The organism is Mycobacterium sp. M23085, from assembly GCF_045343915.1.
GTDB lineage: Bacteria > Actinomycetota > Actinomycetes > Mycobacteriales > Mycobacteriaceae > Mycobacterium.
Map to the genome: position 1 here is coordinate 2,674,414 of NZ_CP174280.1, position 18,079 is coordinate 2,692,492.

Sequence of the window (18,079 nt, forward strand, 5' to 3'; positions counted from 1 at the left end):
ACACCACCGGCACGCATTTGGATAGGGCGCGGCTAGGTGACGCACGTGCGTACGGTTCGATGCAATCGACACGGCCAACTCCCTTCCCCTCGGCTCTCAGCTTCTTCTCAGGACTTATTGAAGCAATAGCGTCCGACAGATTTGCGCTGCTGTCAATCGCCAAGTTGGAGTTTCCGCTGGTAGCGGACAAACGAGGTGAGCGCAGCATCGCGACAGCAGGTGTAGGCGGGGTCATAATCGCGCGACGTCACGGTCTGAAGGTAGCCAAATTTTCTATGTTCAAGCTTTGCGTGCCCTGCGAATTAGTTTGAGGTCGCGTGCCGCCAGCGTGGCCCGCGAGGAAACCGCACCGGCGGTCGGCCGCGCGCGACCCAGCAACCGCCATAGGCGGTCCCCGATGACACATCGGTGACACAACTCGGTACCACCTCGGCGGACATCTCCGGACTTACATGGATGGGATTCCGCTGGTCAGCGACTTCCACAATCGTCGTCAGACTCACTCATACGCCTCGACTCAGCTTCCCAAGCTGAATACGCAGGTTCGATCCCGTCATCGGCTCCACGTTGACCAGCCCGCGAGGAGCTCCGGACCTTACGCGCTCTATCCGGGGAAGGTTAGATCTTCACCATGCGCGAACGTGTCACGTTCCAAAGCTCCACCGGCGCGAATCTGGCAGGGATCATCGACATGCCGGAGGCCGCGGCCCGGGGGTGGGGCGTGTTTGCACACGGCTTCACGCTCGGCAAGGACTCGCCGGCCGCGGCCCGGATCTGCAAGCAGCTGGCCTCCGACGGTATCGGCATGCTGCGCTTTGATGCGCTCGGCCTGGGCGGATCCGAGGGAGACTGGGGTGACGGATCGTTCACCGGCAAGGTCGACGACATCGTGGAGGCATGCAAGTTCATGGTCAACCGCGGGACCCCGCCCGACCTGCTGGTGGGGCACTCGTGGGGCGGCGCGGCCGCGCTCGCTGCGGCGATGGAGTCGCCAGGCGTGCGGGCGGTTGTCACGGTGGCGGCACCGATCGACCCCAGCCATGTCGAAAAGCATTACGACGCAGTCGTCGACCGCGCTATATCCGAAGGCAGTGCGGAGTGGATGGTCGGCGGGCGCAGGCTGACCCTGAAGCGGGCATTCGTCGAGGACGTCCGCACCGCACACTTGCACGACAAGATCAAAGGCTTGCGCCTGCCACTGCTGATCCTGCACTCGCCCACCGACAACACGGTCGGCATCGAGAACGCGAGCGAGATCTTCCGCTTGGCCCGCCACCCGCGCAGCTTCGTCTCCCTCGAGGGATCGGATCACCTGCTGACCGCACGCGGCCAGGCTCATCGGGCGGGCCGAATCATCGGTGCCTGGGCCGATGCCTACCTCGATGATGCCCGCTAGATTGCAAAATCGGGCTCGCCCCCTTGGTTGTCGGAGATCATCCCCTTAACCGTGAAAACACCCAGCCGGCAATGCCATTCGAAGCTCATTCCGCGCCGCATGCGTCTGAATACGCGGGTTCGATTCCCGTCATCGGCTCCACTTCAAAGCAGTACCGTCGTCACACCTGGCGCCATGACGGCTGGCTCGGGTCGACCAGCTGCTGGTCGACGGGGCCCAGGCCGAAGACGGCGATGACGGCCGGGTCGGGCTGGCCGGCTGGTACGCCGTCGTAGTGTGGGGTACGCGCGGTGCGCTTCACATAGCCGCCGGGCCCGACCGGAACCGCATCTCGTGGTTGAAAGTCATTGCCGCTGTTGACAAACCAGGTGCCGAACACCACCACCTGAATGCGGTCGGTCGCGTAGGTATGCGGCGCGCTGAACCAACCCGGATTCCATTTCATCAGCACCAGGTATGGCCCAGGACTGTTGAAATCCCCATAAAGCATGGCCATTTCGCCGCTGTGTGGGGGCAAGTTGGCCCACGGCTCGAAAGCGATGTCCCGGTACGGCTGGACTAAAGTTTCGGTTGGGTCCGGGCCGACTCCCGGGGCCGGCGCCGATTTGATGTCGTCGAGGTTGCCGGCCTTGTCACCAGCGGCGATCGTCGCCAGTAACAGCGGTCCTGCGGCCAAAAGCGATCGCCGATCCAATCCCATATCACCCATCGGATGCCTCCCAGTACTTGCATTGATTCAAGAGTGACGCATCACCGTCCAGAATTCTCGCGGCGGAAATCCCCCGCCTGCCTCCCTGGCAGTCCCAGTGGCTGACCGCGGCGCCGAGACCTCGCCCGCAGCAATCGATTTCACTGCGTCACCCAGCCACCGGTAAACGCGTTATCCACTGGTAGCTTTACCCCCATGGGTGCCTTGGACGGACGTGTGGCCTTGATTACCGGCGGAGCTCGAGGGCAGGGCCGCTCGCATGCGCTGGCCTTAGCGGCCGAAGGAGCCGACATCGTCGTCGCCGATGCCCCGCGGGCGATGACCGACCTGACCTATCCCTTGGGCAACGAGGACGACCTCCGCGAGACGGCGAAACTGGTCGACGAGCTGGGCCGACGCTGCGTGCCTCTGACTGTGGACGTGCGCGACGCGGGCGCGGTCAACGCCGCGGTCACGCAGACCGTCGCCGACCTGGGCAGCCTGGACATCGTGGTGGCCAACGCCGGAATCGTCAGCACCGGGCTGCTGCAGGACGTCAGTGACGTGGTGTGGCAGCAGCTGGTCGACACGAACCTGACCGGCGCATTTCATGTCCTGCGGGCCGCCATACCGGTGATGCGACAACAGCGGTTCGGCAGGATCGTGGTGACCTCCTCGATGGGCGGCCGGATGGGCATTCCCGAACTGGCGGCATACAACGCCACCAAGTGGGGGGTGATCGGCCTGGCGAAATCCGCCGCCCTCGAGGTCGCCAAGGAGGGCATCACGATCAACGTCGTCTGCCCGACCACCACCCAGACCCCGATGGTGCAGCCCACCGGTGACGACGACATCCCCGACGACCTGGTGCGCCGGATGACGAAAGCCAACCCGATACCCCAGCCCTGGCTGCAACCCGAGGACGTCAGCCGCGGCGTGCTGTATCTGGTCACCGACCCGGGTGTCATCACCGGAAGCGTGCTCGAGATCGGCCTCGGCGGCAGCGCCCGCATCCATTGACGAACGGCTGACCGCGCCTGGACGTCCCGTCGCGCCGTCCAATGATCGTCGCCTGAACCGTACTGACGGCGGGTGGATGTTCGCTACGCTTGACCCCGATTGATACGTCGCCTGGGAAGTTGAGGCCAGGTAATGGCTGAAAGACCCAAGGCTCGCGCCCCCGCGCCGGGACCGAGCGAGATCGTGGCGGAGTTAGCCGCCGCCGGATTCGACAACGCGCGCCAGATCGCGCGAGGCGCCGCGGGAGTGGTCTACTGCTGCCGGGAGACCGCCCTGGGTCGCAACGTGGCGATCAAGGTGCTACCGCCGTTCATCGATGACGCGAGCCGGGAACGCTTTCTCCGCGAGGGGTTCGCCATGGGCGGACTCTCGGGGCATCCGAACATCGTCAACATCCTGCGGGTCGGCGTCACCGCGGGGGGCCGCCCGTACATCGTCATGTCGTACTGCCGGGCGGGTTCGCTGGGGCTGCGGGTGCAGCGCGAGGGTCCGATCGCGTGGCCGGAGGCGGTGCGGATCGGCGTGAAGTTGTGCGGGGCACTGGAAACGGCGCACCTGAGCGGCACCCTGCACCGCGATATCAAGCCCGCGAACGTCCTGGTCAACGACTACGGCGAACCGCAACTGACCGACTTCGGGACCGCCCACGTCCCCGGTGGGTACGAGACGGCGGCCGGATTATTCTCCGGCACAATCGATTACCTGGCGCCGGAGGTGATGGCGGGTGATCCCGCGACGGTCGGCAGCGACGTCTATTCGCTCGGCGCCACGATCTATGCGCTGATCGCCGGCAACGCCGCGTATGAGCGCCGCGGCAGCGACGACCTGCTGGCGCACTACAGGCGGATCAACAGCACGCCAGTCCCCGACTTGCGCCATAACGGAATCCCGGACGCGGTGTGCTCGGCGATCGAGACGGCGATGGCGCCCGGCGCGACTGAAAGACCAGCCTCCGCAGCGGATTTCGGTCGCGAGTTGCAGGAAAGTCAGCGCCGCAACGGCTTGAAAGCGGACGCGATGGCCATCACCGCCGCCGGCGCCGGTTCGGCGCGGACGGCGGGTGCGCCGGCGGGTTTGTCGAAGGCGCGAACCCTGTCGTCAGGCGGACGCGGCGGCAACACGGCCGCACCCACGCCCCGACCGCCAAGGATCGCCAAACCGGGCCCACCCGGTGCCGACTCGGACAGCGCCACGTCGCTGATCAGCCCGGTGAACGATCGCCGAACCATGTCGCCGCCAGGGCCAACCGGTTCACGAAACTCCGTCCCACGTGGACCAATTCCCGCAGCCCCCAACACGTCTGATCCGACCGAGGCGATCGCTGAGCACACCAGCGTCACCGACGCGATCGCACCGTCGAGCCCTCCCGACCCGCCTGCGCCCGCGCGCCGCGGGCCGGCCGCGGGAGCGGTGGCGTGGTTGAGCCCGTCGGGGAAGAAGCGCAAACGCGCCACGGCAGCGTTGATCGCGGTGGCGATCGTCGTGGCCGTGCTGGTGCTCGGCACCGGTGTCTACGTACTGCTGACGCAGGGCAACAGGCACCACAGCGCCGCCGCGGATCAACCGAATGCCCAACTCATTTCGCGGTGGCAGCCGATCACCAACGCCCGCATCGCGCGGCAGGCGGCGGCGACCACCCAGGCCGACGGCACGATCTGGATCTTCGGCGGCATGGGCAGCAACCGCGCACTGGTCGCAAACCACGAGGGTTATGACCCGATCATCGACGGCTGGAAAAGCGGCGACGACCTCCCGGTTCCGGTTCAGCACGCGACGGCGGTGACGTGGCAGGGAAACCCGGTCGTGCTCGGGGGCTGGCGTGCGGCGAGCCCGCAGAAGGTTGCCAGCGACCAGGTTTGGCGCGTGGTCAACAGTCACTGGGTCGAGCTTCCCCATCTGCTGCAGCCCCGCGCGGCAGCTGCGGCGGCGGTGGTGGGTGGGCGCATCATCGTCGCGGGCGGCGTCGACTCGAACGGCGCCCTGCTGAACACCGTCGAGATCTTCGACGGCAATTCGTGGACGCTGGGCACCCCGATACCGACCCCTCGGCAGATGCTGGCCGCCGCGTCGGACGGCAAGGTGGTGTACACGGTGGGCGGCAACAACGGGACCACCGACCTGGCGACGGTTGAGGCCTATGACCCCGCCGCGAAAAGCTGGACGCGATTGCCCGACCTTCCCCAACCGCGCGGCGACCTCGGCGTGGCACTGGCCGACCGGCGCCTGGTCGCCGTCGGGGGACAGTCGGCGGGACAGGTTCTCAAGAGTGTGTCGGTGCTCGATCTGACGACCAACACGTGGGCGGCCTTGCCGGACATGTCGGTAGCGCGGCACGGCATGGCGGTCGACGCGATAGGACAGGCCGTGTACTCGATTGGCGGTTCGGGTGACATCGGCGACGGCCAGGCGACCTCGTCGGCGGAGGCGCTGCAACTACCGGCGCGCCGAATGCAGCCGGCCGCGCAGTGGCGTTCGCTACCGGACGCGCCGACCGCGCGGTTGATGACGGCGTGGACCGTGCTCGACGACAAGATCTGGGTGGTGGGTGGCCTGCGCGACGGGGTCGCGCTGCAGACGGTCGAGAGCTATGACCCGCGCGCCGGCGCCTGGCAACCGCAACCCGCGTTGCCGATCCCGCTGCACCACGCCGCGGCCGCGACCTACCGCGGCGAGGTGATAGTGCTCGGGGGCGCCGGCGGCGACCTCACCCAGGCGTCGGCCAAGGTGTTCGCGTTGCGCGGCGGCAAGTGGGTCGAGTTGCCTAATCTCAGCCACGCCCGCGCCGCGCTGGCTGCCGCCGTGGTCGGTGACAAACTCGTCGTCGTCGGCGGGCAGAACACCAAGAAGCTCGTCCCGCAGACCGAGGTCTTCGACGGCAACGCGTGGCACGACGCGGCCGACATGCCCACCGCGCGCGAGCATCTGGCCGCGGTGTCCGACGGCACGTACGTGTACGCGGTCGGCGGCAGATTCCTGTCGGCCGACAAGAATTCCGCGGCGTTCGAACGGTTCGACCCGCAGTCCGGGGCGTGGACGAAGTTGGTCGACATGCCGACGCCTCGCGGCAGCTACGGCGCCGCGTTCATCGATGGCCGAATCGTGGCGGTCGGTGGTGAGGAACCGACGCAGGTGGTGGGGGTGGCCGAGATGTACGACATCGGCGACGGAACGTGGACGACGTTGCGTCCCATGCCCACTCCGCGCCACGCCGAGGTGGTCGCGGCGGTGGGCAGCACCGTCTACTGCATCGGCGGCGCGAACCGGCCCACCCACGAAGGCCCCGTCGCCACGGTCGAAGCCCTGGACTTCATCTAGCGGATCAATGGCGCTTGAGCCGGCTGCGCCACCCGACGAATCCCCCGTACACGACCGTCAACAATGCGAGCATGCCCACATCGAACAGCCAGGTGTTCGCCGTGTGCTTGAAGTGGCTGTCCTTGGGGGCCAGCGGCCCGGGCTCGATCGTCCACAAGTCGACGGTCGAGGCCTGCGCCGCGTAGCCCCATCGGGAGGGGACCGCCCACGACATCTGGTCGAGGCCGATGCGGTTGGTGACGGGGACCATCCCGCCGCAGAGCACCAACTGCAGCATCAGGGAAACCACCAGCAGCGGCATGATCTGCTCGTTGGATCGGGCCAGGGAGGACAGGACCAGGCCGACCATCGCCGCGGCGACGCACATCGCGGCGGTGGCGACGTACAACTCGAGCGTGGCGCTGCCGAGCAGCAGCGCGGGCCGAGTCGGGGCACCCTTGCCCAGGATCGTGATGGTCGTCGCGATCGCCGACTGAACGACGGCGAACACGAAGAACACGGCCATCTTCGCAAGCAGATACGCCTTGGTGGACAGGCCGACCGCCTGCTCCCGGCGGAAGATGGGGCGCTCGCCGATGAGGTCGCGGATCGTCAGCGCGGTGCCCATGAAGACGGCGGCCATGGTGAGCAGCATCAAGACCGAGCCGGGTTCATCGGAGCCGTCGCCGCTGGGATCGGCGACACGGAATCCCGTCGAGCCCGGAACGGTCAGCGACAGCGCCCCCATCACGAACGGCAGCAGCGCCAGGAAGATGAAGTAAGCGCGGTCGGCCACGATCAGCCGGATCTGACGGCGCGCGATCGTGGCGAACTGGCGGAGCGTGCTGGAGCGCGCCGGAGCGCCCAGATCGGCCGGCTTCTCCGCCTCGGCCCCCGCGGGCGGCGGTTTGAGCTGGGCCAGGAACCGGCGGTTGGCTTCGTCGGGATCCGCACCCACCATGCCAAAGATCTTGGCCCAGTTGGTGGTTCCCATTGTCGCCTCGATTTCGCCGGGCGGCCCGCAGTAAGCCGTCTTGCCGCCGGGGGCCATCAGCAGCACCTGGTCGCAGAGATCGAGGTAGCTCAGCGAGTGGGTCACCACCAGCACCACGCGACCGGCGTCGGCCAGCTGCCGCAGCATCGTCATGACCTGGAGGTCCAGCGCCGGGTCCAGACCGGAGGTCGGCTCGTCGAGAATCAGCAGCGACGGCCCGGTGAGCAGCTCGAGTGCCACCGACGCGCGCTTGCGCTGCCCACCGGACAGCTTGTCCACCCGGGTACCGGCGTGCTTGGTCAACCCGAGTTCCTCGATCACCTGCGCGACGACCTGTGCGCGGTCTTGTTTGGTGGTATCGGGAGGGAGCCGTAGCTCGGCGGCATAGCTCAGCGCCTGGCTCACGGTCAGCTGGCGATGCACGACGTCGTCCTGGGGCACCATCCCGATCCGGCTGCGCAGCGAGGCGAAGCTGGCGTGAATGTCATGCCCTTCGAAGGTGATTGAGCCGGAGGTCGGGCAGGTGGCGCCGGCGATCAGCCGCGACAGCGTGCTCTTCCCGGCGCCGGAGCCACCGATCAGGGCGGTTAGCGTGCCGGGTCTGGCGGTCAGCGAGACCTTCTGAATCAGCCGTTTGCTGTCGATTTCGAAGTCGACCTCGCGCACCTCCAGCCCCCCGGTGCGGGTTGCCGCTTCGGCACGGCGAAGCAGGATTTCACCGTTGAACACGAGGTCGACGTTGCCGATCGTGACCACGTCGCCCTCGGTCAACGGCGCCGACAAGATTCGCGTGCCGTTGACGAAAGTCCCGTTGATGCTGTGCGCGTCGTGGATCTCCATGCCGCTCGGACCGGAAACCAGGTAGGCATGGTGGCGCGACGCCAAGACGTCGGAGATCACGATGTCGCTGTCTTCGGCGCGACCGATCACGGCGGCCCCGGTGGGTGGCGCCGCGAGCTTCGACCGAGAGCGCTGCACCGCGCGCCGCAAGTTGGTGCTGTCGAACTGCGCGGCTTCGAGTGCTTCGGCGCCGATCTCGGTCAGCGGCTGACCCTTTGGCGCCGACCAGACGGGCCTTTCGGGCGGCGGTGCCGGTTGGGGACGGCGGGGCGGCGACGGTGGGATCGGATAGCCGACGGCCCGGCGCGGGCCGCCGGCCGGCTGCGGTTGCGGTGGCGGCGGGCCGGCATGCGTGTAGCGCAGCGGCGGGGGTTGCGGTCGCGCGATGCGGGGCGGCGAGCCGTTGCCCTGCTGTGGGCGCTCCGGACGAGACGGCCGCGGGGCGGCGGGGCGCGCGATGGCCTGCATCCCCTCGACCGTCGGCGGTAGCTGGCCCACCGCCCTGTCGTCACGTCCGATCTGGAAGCTCAGCCGCGGCCCGTCGGGGCTGCCCACGTTGATGGTCTGGCCGTCGCGGATGTCGATGACGGTAACCCGGCCGCCATTGACGAACATCCCCGTCGGCGATCCGTTGTCGATTGCCACCCATTTGCCCCGGTCGAAACGCAGCAGCAGGTGCGAGCGGGAGACCAGCGGATGGGCTACGCGCATGTCGGCGCGCAGGTCACTGCCCACCACGACATCGTTGCCAGCGGCAAAACTACGCCGTGACCAGTTAGATTGAACCGTCAACACGGGTGATGCGGGCGTGCTCATCCACTCAGTATTCGATCCGCTTTCAGCAAACTCCAGCGGTTTCGCCATATTGGTCCGCCGTCCGCGATCGCCTTTGCTGGTGCGCCGCGGCAGCAGGGTTCGAGGCGGTCCGTGTCACGGCCCGGTCACAACACGATCGCAATTGACTCCCGCCGATGCGTCGGGCTGGTGTTTCCCTTCGGGGGCCTGCGCGCCTGGTCACGGCGCCACTGCACTAAACCCGCCGTTGCCGAACTGTGACCGTCGCGTGGCCAAATATCCACGCGCCCTTACGCTTCCGCAGGTCAGCGCGCATTTACCATCCGTATTACAACCATGTCAGTTAAAAGGAATTGGGGTCATGCGGACGGGTGTTCGGTGTGTTCTCGCGGCGCTCGGAGCAGCCGCCAGTGTTGTCGTGACGCCGGCCGGCGTAAGCGTGGCGGCGTCAAACCAGCCGCATGGATTCGGGATCGCGTCGATTTCGCCGGGGCGTGACGAAGTGGTCGGCGTGGCGCACCCGATACAGGTGAAATTCACCGCACCCATCACCAATTCGGCCGACCGGCGGGCGGCCGAGCGTTCGGTTGAGGTCAAGTCGACGCCCTCGATGACCGGCAAGTTCGAATGGCTCGACAACAAGGTCGTGCAGTGGGTGCCGGACCGATACTGGCCGGCGCACAGCACCATTGCGTTGACGGTGGGCGGCGCGGCCGCGGAGATCAAAACGGGTCCCGCCGTGATCGGCGTCGCCAGCATCTCGGAGCACACCTTCACCGTGAGCATCGACGGCGCCGAGGCGGGGCCGCCGACCGCACTGCCGGCGCCGCACCACCGGCCCCACTTCGGTGAGCAGGGCGTGATGCCCGCCTCGATGGGCAGGCCGGAATACCCGACGCCGGTCGGCTCGTACACCGTCTTGTCCAAAGAGGAAGCGGTGACCATGGATTCGAGCAGCGTCGGCATTCCCGTCGACGACCCCAATGGTTATCTGCTGACGGTCAATTACGCCGTACGCATCACCAGCCGCGGCTTGTTCGTGCACTCGGCTCCGTGGGCCGTCCCGGCACTGGGACTGGACAACGTCAGCCATGGCTGCATCAGCCTGAGCCCCGATGACGCCGAGTGGTACTACGACCACGTCCACGTCGGCGACCCGGTGATCGTCCAGGAGTAGCCCCGCATTTCACGAAGCTCCGCACCCGCGCGCAAGCCGGGTGCGGAGCTTCAATCATCTTGGCGGCATTCAATCATCTTGGCGGCAAAGGTATCTCACTGTCGCAAGGGAATTACCACGCGTCACCGTCCGGAGACACTGCCACCTACCGGTTACCGATTCATCACCCGCAAACGAAACGGGCCCGCTGGTTTCAAACCAGCGGGCCCGGCCCGTCTAATCGGGACCCGGAATAGGCCTCAGCTCGCGCCCGAGGGACCGGGGCGAACAGGTTGCCCGGCCACCGGTCCACCGGTGGGAGCCGGGCCGGTCGGCGCGTCCTTCACCCCGGACATGTCGATGATCGGCGCCGCCGCCTCCAGCGGAGCCCCGGCAGCCGCCGGCCCGCCGAGTGCGATCAGGGGCGCGCCGGCGGGCACGACCGGCACCGGCGGCACCACCGGCACCGGCGGCGCGAGCGGCAGCGGCGGCACGATCGGCAGCGGCGCCCCCAGCGGCAGCGGACCCGGCACAGCCATCGGCACACCGGACATATCAGTCATGGGCGCCGCGCACACGCCTCCGGCCGCCGGTGCACCCGCGGCCACGGTGCCGGCGCCTGCGACCGGGCCACCGGCGGCTGGCGCCACCTCGCCCGACTGCCCCTCGATGCACGCGTGCCCACCCGTGATCAGCGGGGCGGCCGCCGCGTCGGGGCTCAACGCGATAGCAGCTCCGCACAACCCAGCGCCGGCAACCACTTTGATGTTGAACCGATCGACGATCGCCATCAGCGTCAACTCTCCTTATATTCACGCTCAGCTATTTGCCATTTGGTGCAGCAGGCCCGCCTAGCCGTACCGTGGCCGCTTTCACGACCGCGCCAATTGTCGGCAGCCGACGCGCGACACGCGCCACGCCGCACCGCGCCGTTTCCAAATGGTGACGTCACAACGGTGTCACGGATCAGAACACCGCCGGCAGTCCAGGGCCGACTCGGGCAGGGACGCCGATCAATCGCGGGTCGACGGTTGCCGACACCGACTTCAGATCACACAGACTTTATTTTTCCGCAGGTCCTTCACAGGAAACTGTTGGTGAACAGTTATCGGTGGTGAGGTTACGCAGAGGTTAACATCGAGATCGCAATGGTTGACGAATAGAGGAGAAGGGGCTATGTCACCACGTCGTCTCACCACCGGGATCATCGGTTCGGCCCTGCTCGGCGGCCCGCTTCTCGCCGGCCTTGTCTGGGCCGGCCCGGCACAGGCCGACGCGGCCGGTTTCCTCAACGACATGCACGGGGACGGGATCCACGCCGTCAGCGGCGGTGACGCCGCCCTGCTGCAGGCCGGCCTGAACGTATGTCAGCAAATATCCTGGGGCGCCCCTCCCGCGCAGCTCGAGGGTTTGGCGTTGCAGCGTTCCGACGACCGGCAGGGCGCCGGCGGGCTCACTCCCGAGCAGGCCGACGCCGTCGTCACCTACGCCGTGCGCGATCTGTGCCCCGGCTAGCGGCGCCCTGACCGTTCGCGCTTCGCCGGCGTAACGGCGCGGTCCGGGTCGGACGCGGGTCGGCCCGCAGGTCATGTCGCATCCGCCAACCGAATTCGCCGACTATTCACTCTCCCGAATTGTTTGCGCAGCGGGTCTTCGCACTTTTGTGTAAAAGTGCATCATCCGCATCGGGCACAGACATAGGAGACGGTTGGATGGCGGTACGCGGGCTTTCTGGGCGGTTCATGGGCGCGGCGCTGGCGAGTGGCCCACTTCTGCTCGCCGGGGTGCTGTGCGCCGCCCCGGCGCGGGCCGACCAGGCCGCCTTCCTCAACGACCTGCACAACGCCGGTATCCACGCCGTCAACGGCGGTGACCCGCAGCTGTTGCAGATGGGCGCGGACCTGTGTCAGCAGCTTTCGTGGGGCGCCTCTCCGCAACAGCTGGAGGGCTTGGCCTTACAGCGCTCGGACGCCGACCAGGGCACCGGCGGTATCAACGGTCGGCAAGCCGCAGACGTGGTGATCTACGCCCTGCGCGACCTGTGCCCCACCGCATGACGACGGGTTAGCCGCTGCGCTCGGCGGTCCGCGCTAAGGTGACAGTCGAGTGAAGCTGAACGCACGGAACCTGAGCGGCCTCAACATCCCGGGCCCGACGTATGACCGCGGCCAAATCGGCATCGGCATAGCGCATTTCGGTGTCGGTGGTTTCCACCGTTCCCACCAGGCCATGTACATAGACCGGTTGCTCAGCGACGGGCTCGCCCGTGACTTCGGGATCTGCGGCGTCGGCGTGCTGCCGCGCGACCGGCGCATGCGCGACGTGCTGCGCGATCAGGACCATCTCTACACGCTGATCCTCGAACACCCCGACGGCACCCGGCAACCGCGAGTCATCGGCTCCATCGTCGATTACCGTTATGCGCCTGACGATCCCGACTCGGTGATCGAGCTGCTTGCCGATCCGTCCACCCGGATCATCTTGCTCACCATCACCGAGGGTGGTTACCAGCCACCGCTGAGCGCGGTGTCCGGGTTGGTGGCCGAGGCGTGCAACCGGCGACGCGAGCGTGACCTGCCCTCCCCCACGATCGTGTCCTGCGACAACATTGCCGGGAACGGAGACGTGGCGCGCCGCGTCTTCATCTCGTATGCCGAAACGATCAATCCTGAACTGGCGCAATGGATGCGCGAGAAGACCAGGTTCCCGAACTCGATGGTTGATCGGATCACACCGGTGACCACGCCCGACGTACTCGAGCGACTGGACGCCGAATTCGGGGTGGCCGATGCCTGGCCCGTCATCGCGGAACCCTTCGCCATGTGGGTCATCGAGGACGATTTCGCCGACGGCCGGCCACCGCTGGATCAAGCCGGGGTTCGACTCGTCGACGACGTGGCGCCGTACGAGGCAATGAAGTTGCGGCTGCTCAACGCGGGACATCAGGGTCTGTGCTATTTCGCCTACCTCGCCGGACACCGGCTGGTGCACGACGCGGCCCGAGATCCGGCGATCGCCGAATTCGTTGCCCGCTATCTGGATTCGGAGGCCATGCCGACGCTGAAGCGCATTCCGGGACTGGACGACTTCCGGGCCGGGCTGCTGCCGCGCTTCGCCAACGCCTACATCCGCGACACCGTGACCAGGCTGTGCGCCGAATCCTCGGACCGCATTCCGAAGTGGTTGTTGCCCGTGGTGCGCGACAATCTGCGCTCCGGTGGACCGGTGCGGCTGTCGGCGGCGATCGTCGCGAGCTGGGCACGCTACGCCGAGGGCATCGACGAACAGGGCCAACCGATCGAGGTGGTGGACCGGCTCGCCGACACCCTGGTTCCGGTCGCCCGCTCGCAACGTGACAACCCGGTCGCATTCCTGGCCAATCGTTCGGTCTTCGGCGATCTCGTCGACGATGAGCGCCTCCGCGAGGCCTACCTGGATGCGCTGGACTCGTTGCACCGACGCGGCGCCCGCGCAACGTTGCGGGCGCTGACCGGGGCCGGCGCATCATGACGCTGGTCGCGGGCATCGACTCCTCGACCCAATCCTGCAAGGTGCTGGTGTGCGACGCCGCCACCGGCAAGGTGATCCGGGAGGGACACGCCGGTCACCCGCACGGTACCGAAATCGACCCGGGGGCATGGGAAACCGCCGCCCACGCGGCCATCGCCGCCGCGGGTGGGCTGGACGGCGTCGAGGCGATCGCCGTCGGCGCACAGCAGCACGGCATGGTCTGCCTGGACACAACCGGAAGGGTGGTGCGCCCCGGGTTGCTGTGGAACGACGTGCGATCGGCCGACGCCGCGGCGGCGCTCGTCGGCGAGCTGGGCGGCACACAAGCGTGGGCCCGGAGCGTCGGCGTCGTGCCACTGGCCGCGATCACGGTGGCCAAATTGCGCTGGCTGGCCGACCACGAGCCGGAGCACGCGGACCGCGCCGCGGCGGTCTGCCTGCCGCACGATTGGTTGACGTGGCGGCTGCGCGGCGAGGCGGATATCGCGGCGCTGAGCACCGACCGCAGCGATGCCAGCGGCACCGGTTACTACGACGCCGCAACGGGCGCATACCGTTTCGATCTGCTGGAACTGGCGCTGCGCGGCCGTCGCCCCCAACTGCCCACCGTGCTGAGCCCGTCGAGCCGAACCGTGGGCGGCACAAGGGTTTTCGGGGCCGGCCTCGGCGACAACGCCGCCGCGGCGCTGGGTCTGGGCGCCGAGGAGGGCGACGTCATCGTCTCGATCGGAACCTCTGGGGTGGTGGCCGCCGTCACCGCGGACCCGGTCCGCGACGAGGCCGGCTTCGTCGCCGGATTCGCCGACGGCACCGGACGCTATCTGCCGCTGGTGTGCACCCTCAACGGCGCACGGGTGCTGGAGGCGGCGGCCACGATGCTGCAGGCCGACCAGGACGAGCTGTCCCGGCTCGCGCTGTCGGCCTCGCCGGGCAGCGCGGGGCTGGTGTTGGTGCCCTACCTAGAGGGGGAGCGAACTCCGAACCGGCCCAACGCAACTGGAGCACTGCACGGCCTGCGGGTGTCCAATGCGACCCCGGCCAACCTGGCCCGGGCCGCGGTGGAGGGGCTGCTGTGCTCGCTCGCCGACGGGGTAGCGCATCTGGCCGCGCAGGGCGTCGTCGCGCGCCGCATCCTGCTGGTCGGCGGCGGCGCGCAATCGCAGGCCCTGCGCGCAATCGCGCCGACGGTGTTCGGCATGCCGGTGCTGGTCCCCACGCCGGCGCAGTATGTCGCGCTGGGCGCTGCGCGCCAAGCGGCATGGGCGTTGAGCGGATCACCCCGGCCACCCGCGTGGAATCCGCCGCCCACCGACGAATACACCGCAGGCCCCGCACCCGAGGTGCTGGCGCACTACGCGCGGGTGCGCGACCTCACCGAGGGAGTCAGCGGTCGTCGGGAAGCGGCCGAAACACCGATAGGACCCGGTATTTCGCGGTGAAGCTGGCCTTGTCGTATTCGTCGCCGACCTCGCCGTCGCAGGCGATCACCGTGGGGCCGTCGACGGCGCAGAAGCTGAATTCCGGCACCTGCAACTCGTGATAGAGCGGGCTGCGCTCCAGCCGGCCCAGGGCGAGCGCGGTCAGAATCCTGGTCCTGGCCCAGCGCCGGCCGGTCTCCAGGATGCGCACATCGATCAAGCCGTCGTCCATCCGGGTCCGGCGCGCCGGTGCGAATCCGCTCGGCAGGTATAGCGAATTACCCAGGAAGAACAGCGATGTCAGCAGGGTCTTGTAGTCGTAGCGGATGCGCACCGGCTGGTCCTTGCGCAGCGTGTGCAGCATGGCGTACAGGCCGGCCAGCGGCTTGCCGATGCGCTTTTCCAGCTTTTCGCGCCGCCGCACGAAGGCCGGATATGCGCCGATGCTGGCGGTGTTGAGGACCATCTGAGTTTCGTTGAGGCACACCAGGTCCACGCATGCCACGTGGCCGCGCCGGATCGCGTCGACCGTCTTGGCCACCGTGTCGCAGCCGATGTCCTTGGCGAAATGGTTGAACGTCCCGGCGGGAAAGACCGCCAGCGGCAGTCCCGCGTCGATGGCCACGCCCGCGGCGGCTGCGACGGTGCCGTCACCGCCGCCCACCGCCAGCACCTCGGCGCGCTCGGCCGCGCCGCGCAGCACCTGCGTCGGGTCCTCGTCGGGGCCCAGTTCGCGGATGTCGACCTTCGGCAGTTCGGCGCGCACCTCGTCGATGACCCGGGCCCCGGTGCCGCTGCCCGACTCCGGGTTGATGACCAGGACCACACCGGCGCCGTCGGGCCGCTGCGGCGCGGCGACGCGAAGCGGTTCCGTTCGCGGGAGGGCGGTTTCGACGATCGGCGGAACGAGCCGGCCGCCCAACACGGCCAGGCCCGAGCCGATGCCGAACCCGGCGATGACGTCGCCGGGGTAGTGCGCGCCCGTCGCCACCCGCGACAGACCCACCAGCCCGGCCAGCAGCGCCAGCCCGAAGCCCAACGGCGGATTTTCCAGCCCCACCCCGATGGCGAACGCGGCCGCGCTGGCGGAGTGTCCCGACGGCAGCGAGTTCGACGTCGGGCGGCGGCGGACCTGCCGGACCAAGGGCACCAAGTCGTAGCCGGGGCGCGGTCGCCGACGGATCCGCTTGGCGACCTGGTTGGTGACCAGGCTGGTGACCGCCAGCGTCACCAGCCCGCGGGTCGCGCCGCGCTGCGCGCTTTGCCTGCCGGTGGCGAGCAGCGCCGCGCCGAGGCCCACCCACAGCTTGGAATGGTCGGCCGCCCGGGTCAGCGGCGGCATGACCGTGTCGAGTAACGGGGTGTCCGTCTCGGCGATGGCGTCGAACAGTTCTCGATCCAGCGTGCCCAGTCCCCGGGTGATCTGTTTGATGCCACGTGCGCGCTGCCAGGGACCCCTGTTCATTCGCTACACCCTAAATTGGTCCGAAGACATGGACGCACAGGGCTATTGCACGAGGTGGCGGGACAACGCCGAACGCCGCGGCGTGACCGCACCGGTCGTCGCCGAGATCGCCCGCCGGCACGGCATCACCACCTCGCGCTTCGGAGTCCTCGAGAACATGGCCGAGCTCAACGACCCGCACGGCAAATCCTTCTTCCTGATCCCGCCCTACCTCGACGGCGCCCGGGCCCGCGACGCCGCGCTGATCACCTACGTCCTGAACGCGGACACCGGCTACGGTAAGCCGGGTGCGCGGCCCGCCGACTTTCCGGCCACCCCCTACGGCACCGCCGAGGTGGCGCGAATCCTGGCCCGGCAGAACGCAAACCGCTGGAGTTACAGCCGGGACGTCGCCTTTGTGCACCGCAACGGCGGGCGCCTGGTCACCACCCCGAACGGCATGCTCATGGGCCTGGGCGGCAACTGGATCCAACGGCTGTTCAGCCGGCGGGGCGGCACCACCTGGGGTGACCTCTTCATGGTCAACGCGGGCAGGGTCACCGACCCCGGCGAGCAGCTGCGCCGCATTGTCTCGTCCGGGCGTGCCTGGTATCTCGACCGCAGCGGCACGCCCCGCGCGAGCCGCCTCGACCTGGACCGGGTGTTGCACCACGAAGAGCGGCACGCCGCGCAATGGGCCGACCGCGGCTATCTGGGCATGCTCGCCAGCTATGGCCGGGAGTTGTTCCGCGAGTTGGTCTTTGGCGCGGTGAACAGGCTGGAGCACGATGCCGGCCTGGCCGACGGTGGCTATAGCGCGTGAATCCCGTGGTAGAGCACCATCGCGCCGATCACCACGAAGACCGCCGCGAGTAGGGCGCCGTTATTGCGGTCCATCCAGTCCTTGAGCCGCGCCAGCGTGTCGTCGAGGCGGCTACCGGCCGCCGCGTAGGCCAATATCGGGATCGCCACGCTGGAGGCGGCGACGGCCACGAAGAACGCGGCGGCCACCCAGTCACCGGCGAGGCCGAGCCCGCTGGTGCCGATGCCCAATCCTGCGGGCACGCAGATGAGCGCGACGTCCGGCCGCACCACCGCCAGCACCGCCCCGGTGATCCCCGCCCGGGCCGGGGTGATGCTGGCGAACGAGCGCATCCAGCCCGGTGATTCGGCCTGGCCGTGCCGGTTGAGCCAGCGGTAGATGCCGTACACGATCAGCGCCGACCCCAGCACCACGCGCAGCCACGACGACCACCGCGGCGGCGCCTTGTCCAGGCCGCCCAGCAGGCCGGAGGCGGCGACGGCGACCGCCGTCAGGGCGGCCAGGCTCAGCACCCAGCCGCCCAGAAACGCGAGGCTGCTCGGCCGCGGCCGCGGCGCCTGTAACACCAACACCGCCGGGATGACCGTGAGCGGTGACAGCGAGATGACCAGTCCAAGCGGAACGAGCCCGGTCAGCACCGTCCCCCAGCTTCCTGCCATGCGCGGCATCCTTTCATTGCCGCGGGCGATGCGGCGCCCAAA

14 protein-coding genes are annotated in these 18,079 nt (G+C 68.3%); 9 read left to right on the forward strand and 5 right to left on the reverse strand.

Annotation, left to right across the window (positions count from 1 at the left end; translation table 11 throughout):
• The first annotated feature begins 631 nt into the window (after positions 1-631).
• Positions 632-1,396 carry an alpha/beta hydrolase family protein gene (locus ACIUM1_RS12295; RefSeq protein WP_406817411.1) on the forward strand — a complete coding sequence of 255 codons (765 nt, stop codon included), beginning with the start codon at positions 632-634 and terminating at the stop codon, positions 1,394-1,396.
• Positions 1,397-1,556: 160 nt separating this feature from the next.
• Here the strand turns inward: ACIUM1_RS12295 and ACIUM1_RS12300 are convergent, their stop codons facing one another.
• Positions 1,557-2,105, reverse strand: coding sequence for a tat pathway signal sequence (locus ACIUM1_RS12300; RefSeq protein ID WP_406817412.1), 549 nt, complete (start codon positions 2,103-2,105; stop codon positions 1,557-1,559).
• Between the two features lie 195 nt (positions 2,106-2,300).
• Here ACIUM1_RS12300 and ACIUM1_RS12305 point away from each other — a divergent pair, with 195 nt between their 5' ends.
• Positions 2,301-3,104: a mycofactocin-coupled SDR family oxidoreductase gene (locus ACIUM1_RS12305; protein ID WP_406817413.1), complete on the forward strand. Its 804-nt coding sequence runs from the start codon at positions 2,301-2,303 to the stop codon at positions 3,102-3,104.
• Between the two features lie 132 nt (positions 3,105-3,236).
• The gene (locus ACIUM1_RS12310; protein WP_406817414.1) at positions 3,237-6,419 is read left to right on the forward strand and encodes a protein kinase domain-containing protein; all 3,183 of its coding nucleotides are present in this window, start codon (positions 3,237-3,239) and stop codon (positions 6,417-6,419) included.
• A gap of 4 nt (positions 6,420-6,423) precedes the next feature.
• Here ACIUM1_RS12310 and ACIUM1_RS12315 read toward each other — a convergent pair whose 3' ends face one another.
• Positions 6,424-9,048, reverse strand: coding sequence for an ATP-binding cassette domain-containing protein (locus ACIUM1_RS12315; RefSeq protein ID WP_406817415.1), 2,625 nt, complete (start codon positions 9,046-9,048; stop codon positions 6,424-6,426).
• A 340-nt stretch (positions 9,049-9,388) separates the two neighbouring features.
• On the opposite strand from ACIUM1_RS12315, the gene ACIUM1_RS12320 reads away from it, so the two are divergent.
• The gene (locus ACIUM1_RS12320) at positions 9,389-10,204 is read left to right on the forward strand and encodes a L,D-transpeptidase (RefSeq protein ID WP_406817416.1); all 816 of its coding nucleotides are present in this window, start codon (positions 9,389-9,391) and stop codon (positions 10,202-10,204) included.
• A gap of 239 nt (positions 10,205-10,443) precedes the next feature.
• On the opposite strand, the gene ACIUM1_RS12325 is transcribed toward ACIUM1_RS12320, so the two are convergent.
• Positions 10,444-10,983: a hypothetical protein gene (locus ACIUM1_RS12325; protein WP_406817417.1), complete on the reverse strand. Its 540-nt coding sequence runs from the start codon at positions 10,981-10,983 to the stop codon at positions 10,444-10,446.
• 376 nt (positions 10,984-11,359) lie between these two features.
• Between ACIUM1_RS12325 and ACIUM1_RS12330 the strand changes: the two genes are divergently transcribed.
• The 4 genes from ACIUM1_RS12330 to ACIUM1_RS12345 all read left to right on the forward strand — a co-directional run bounded on the left by ACIUM1_RS12330 (position 11,360) and on the right by ACIUM1_RS12345 (position 15,132).
• Positions 11,360-11,698: a DUF732 domain-containing protein gene (locus tag ACIUM1_RS12330; RefSeq protein WP_406817418.1), complete on the forward strand. Its 339-nt coding sequence runs from the start codon at positions 11,360-11,362 to the stop codon at positions 11,696-11,698.
• A gap of 227 nt (positions 11,699-11,925) precedes the next feature.
• Complete coding sequence (locus tag ACIUM1_RS12335) at positions 11,926-12,240, forward strand: DUF732 domain-containing protein (protein ID WP_406817650.1); 315 nt, start codon at positions 11,926-11,928, stop codon at positions 12,238-12,240.
• A gap of 49 nt (positions 12,241-12,289) precedes the next feature.
• Positions 12,290-13,693 carry a mannitol dehydrogenase family protein gene (locus ACIUM1_RS12340; RefSeq protein WP_406817419.1) on the forward strand — a complete coding sequence of 468 codons (1,404 nt, stop codon included), beginning with the start codon at positions 12,290-12,292 and terminating at the stop codon, positions 13,691-13,693.
• Complete coding sequence (locus tag ACIUM1_RS12345) at positions 13,690-15,132, forward strand: FGGY-family carbohydrate kinase (protein ID WP_406817420.1); 1,443 nt, start codon at positions 13,690-13,692, stop codon at positions 15,130-15,132. Before ACIUM1_RS12340 ends, ACIUM1_RS12345 begins: the two co-directional genes overlap by 4 nt.
• Here ACIUM1_RS12345 and ACIUM1_RS12350 read toward each other — a convergent pair.
• Positions 15,077-16,576, reverse strand: a complete 1,500-nt coding sequence (locus tag ACIUM1_RS12350; protein ID WP_406817421.1) for a bifunctional phosphatase PAP2/diacylglycerol kinase family protein — start codon at positions 16,574-16,576, stop codon at positions 15,077-15,079. The two genes, ACIUM1_RS12345 and ACIUM1_RS12350, sit on opposite strands and share 56 nt — an antisense overlap.
• A 28-nt stretch (positions 16,577-16,604) precedes the next feature.
• Here ACIUM1_RS12350 and ACIUM1_RS12355 point away from each other — a divergent pair, with 28 nt between their 5' ends.
• Entirely contained in the window at positions 16,605-17,378 is a 774-nt protein-coding gene (locus ACIUM1_RS12355; protein ID WP_406817422.1) for a hypothetical protein, read from the forward strand.
• Here ACIUM1_RS12355 and ACIUM1_RS12360 read toward each other — a convergent pair.
• Entirely contained in the window at positions 17,366-18,037 is a 672-nt protein-coding gene (locus ACIUM1_RS12360) for a GAP family protein (protein WP_406817423.1), read from the reverse strand. The genes ACIUM1_RS12355 and ACIUM1_RS12360 overlap by 13 nt on opposite strands.
• Positions 18,038-18,079: the final 42 nt, after the last annotated feature.

What these genes read in the sequence shown, in the direction of transcription:
- ACIUM1_RS12315 (WP_406817415.1), bottom strand. Translation starts at nt 9,048, where the DNA reads ATGAGCACGCCCGCATCACCCGTGTTGACGGTTCAATCTAACTGGTCA.
- ACIUM1_RS12360 (WP_406817423.1), bottom strand. Translation starts at nt 18,037, where the DNA reads ATGGCAGGAAGCTGGGGGACGGTGCTGACCGGGCTCGTTCCGCTTGGA.
- ACIUM1_RS12335 (WP_406817650.1), top strand. Translation starts at nt 11,926, where the DNA reads ATGGGCGCGGCGCTGGCGAGTGGCCCACTTCTGCTCGCCGGGGTGCTG.
- ACIUM1_RS12300 (WP_406817412.1), bottom strand. Translation starts at nt 2,105, where the DNA reads ATGGGTGATATGGGATTGGATCGGCGATCGCTTTTGGCCGCAGGACCG.
- ACIUM1_RS12355 (WP_406817422.1), top strand. Translation starts at nt 16,605, where the DNA reads ATGGACGCACAGGGCTATTGCACGAGGTGGCGGGACAACGCCGAACGC.
- ACIUM1_RS12350 (WP_406817421.1), bottom strand. Translation starts at nt 16,576, where the DNA reads ATGAACAGGGGTCCCTGGCAGCGCGCACGTGGCATCAAACAGATCACC.
- ACIUM1_RS12320 (WP_406817416.1), top strand. Translation starts at nt 9,389, where the DNA reads ATGCGGACGGGTGTTCGGTGTGTTCTCGCGGCGCTCGGAGCAGCCGCC.
- ACIUM1_RS12310 (WP_406817414.1), top strand. Translation starts at nt 3,237, where the DNA reads ATGGCTGAAAGACCCAAGGCTCGCGCCCCCGCGCCGGGACCGAGCGAG.
- ACIUM1_RS12295 (WP_406817411.1), top strand. Translation starts at nt 632, where the DNA reads ATGCGCGAACGTGTCACGTTCCAAAGCTCCACCGGCGCGAATCTGGCA.
- ACIUM1_RS12330 (WP_406817418.1), top strand. Translation starts at nt 11,360, where the DNA reads ATGTCACCACGTCGTCTCACCACCGGGATCATCGGTTCGGCCCTGCTC.
- ACIUM1_RS12305 (WP_406817413.1), top strand. Translation starts at nt 2,301, where the DNA reads ATGGGTGCCTTGGACGGACGTGTGGCCTTGATTACCGGCGGAGCTCGA.
- ACIUM1_RS12345 (WP_406817420.1), top strand. Translation starts at nt 13,690, where the DNA reads ATGACGCTGGTCGCGGGCATCGACTCCTCGACCCAATCCTGCAAGGTG.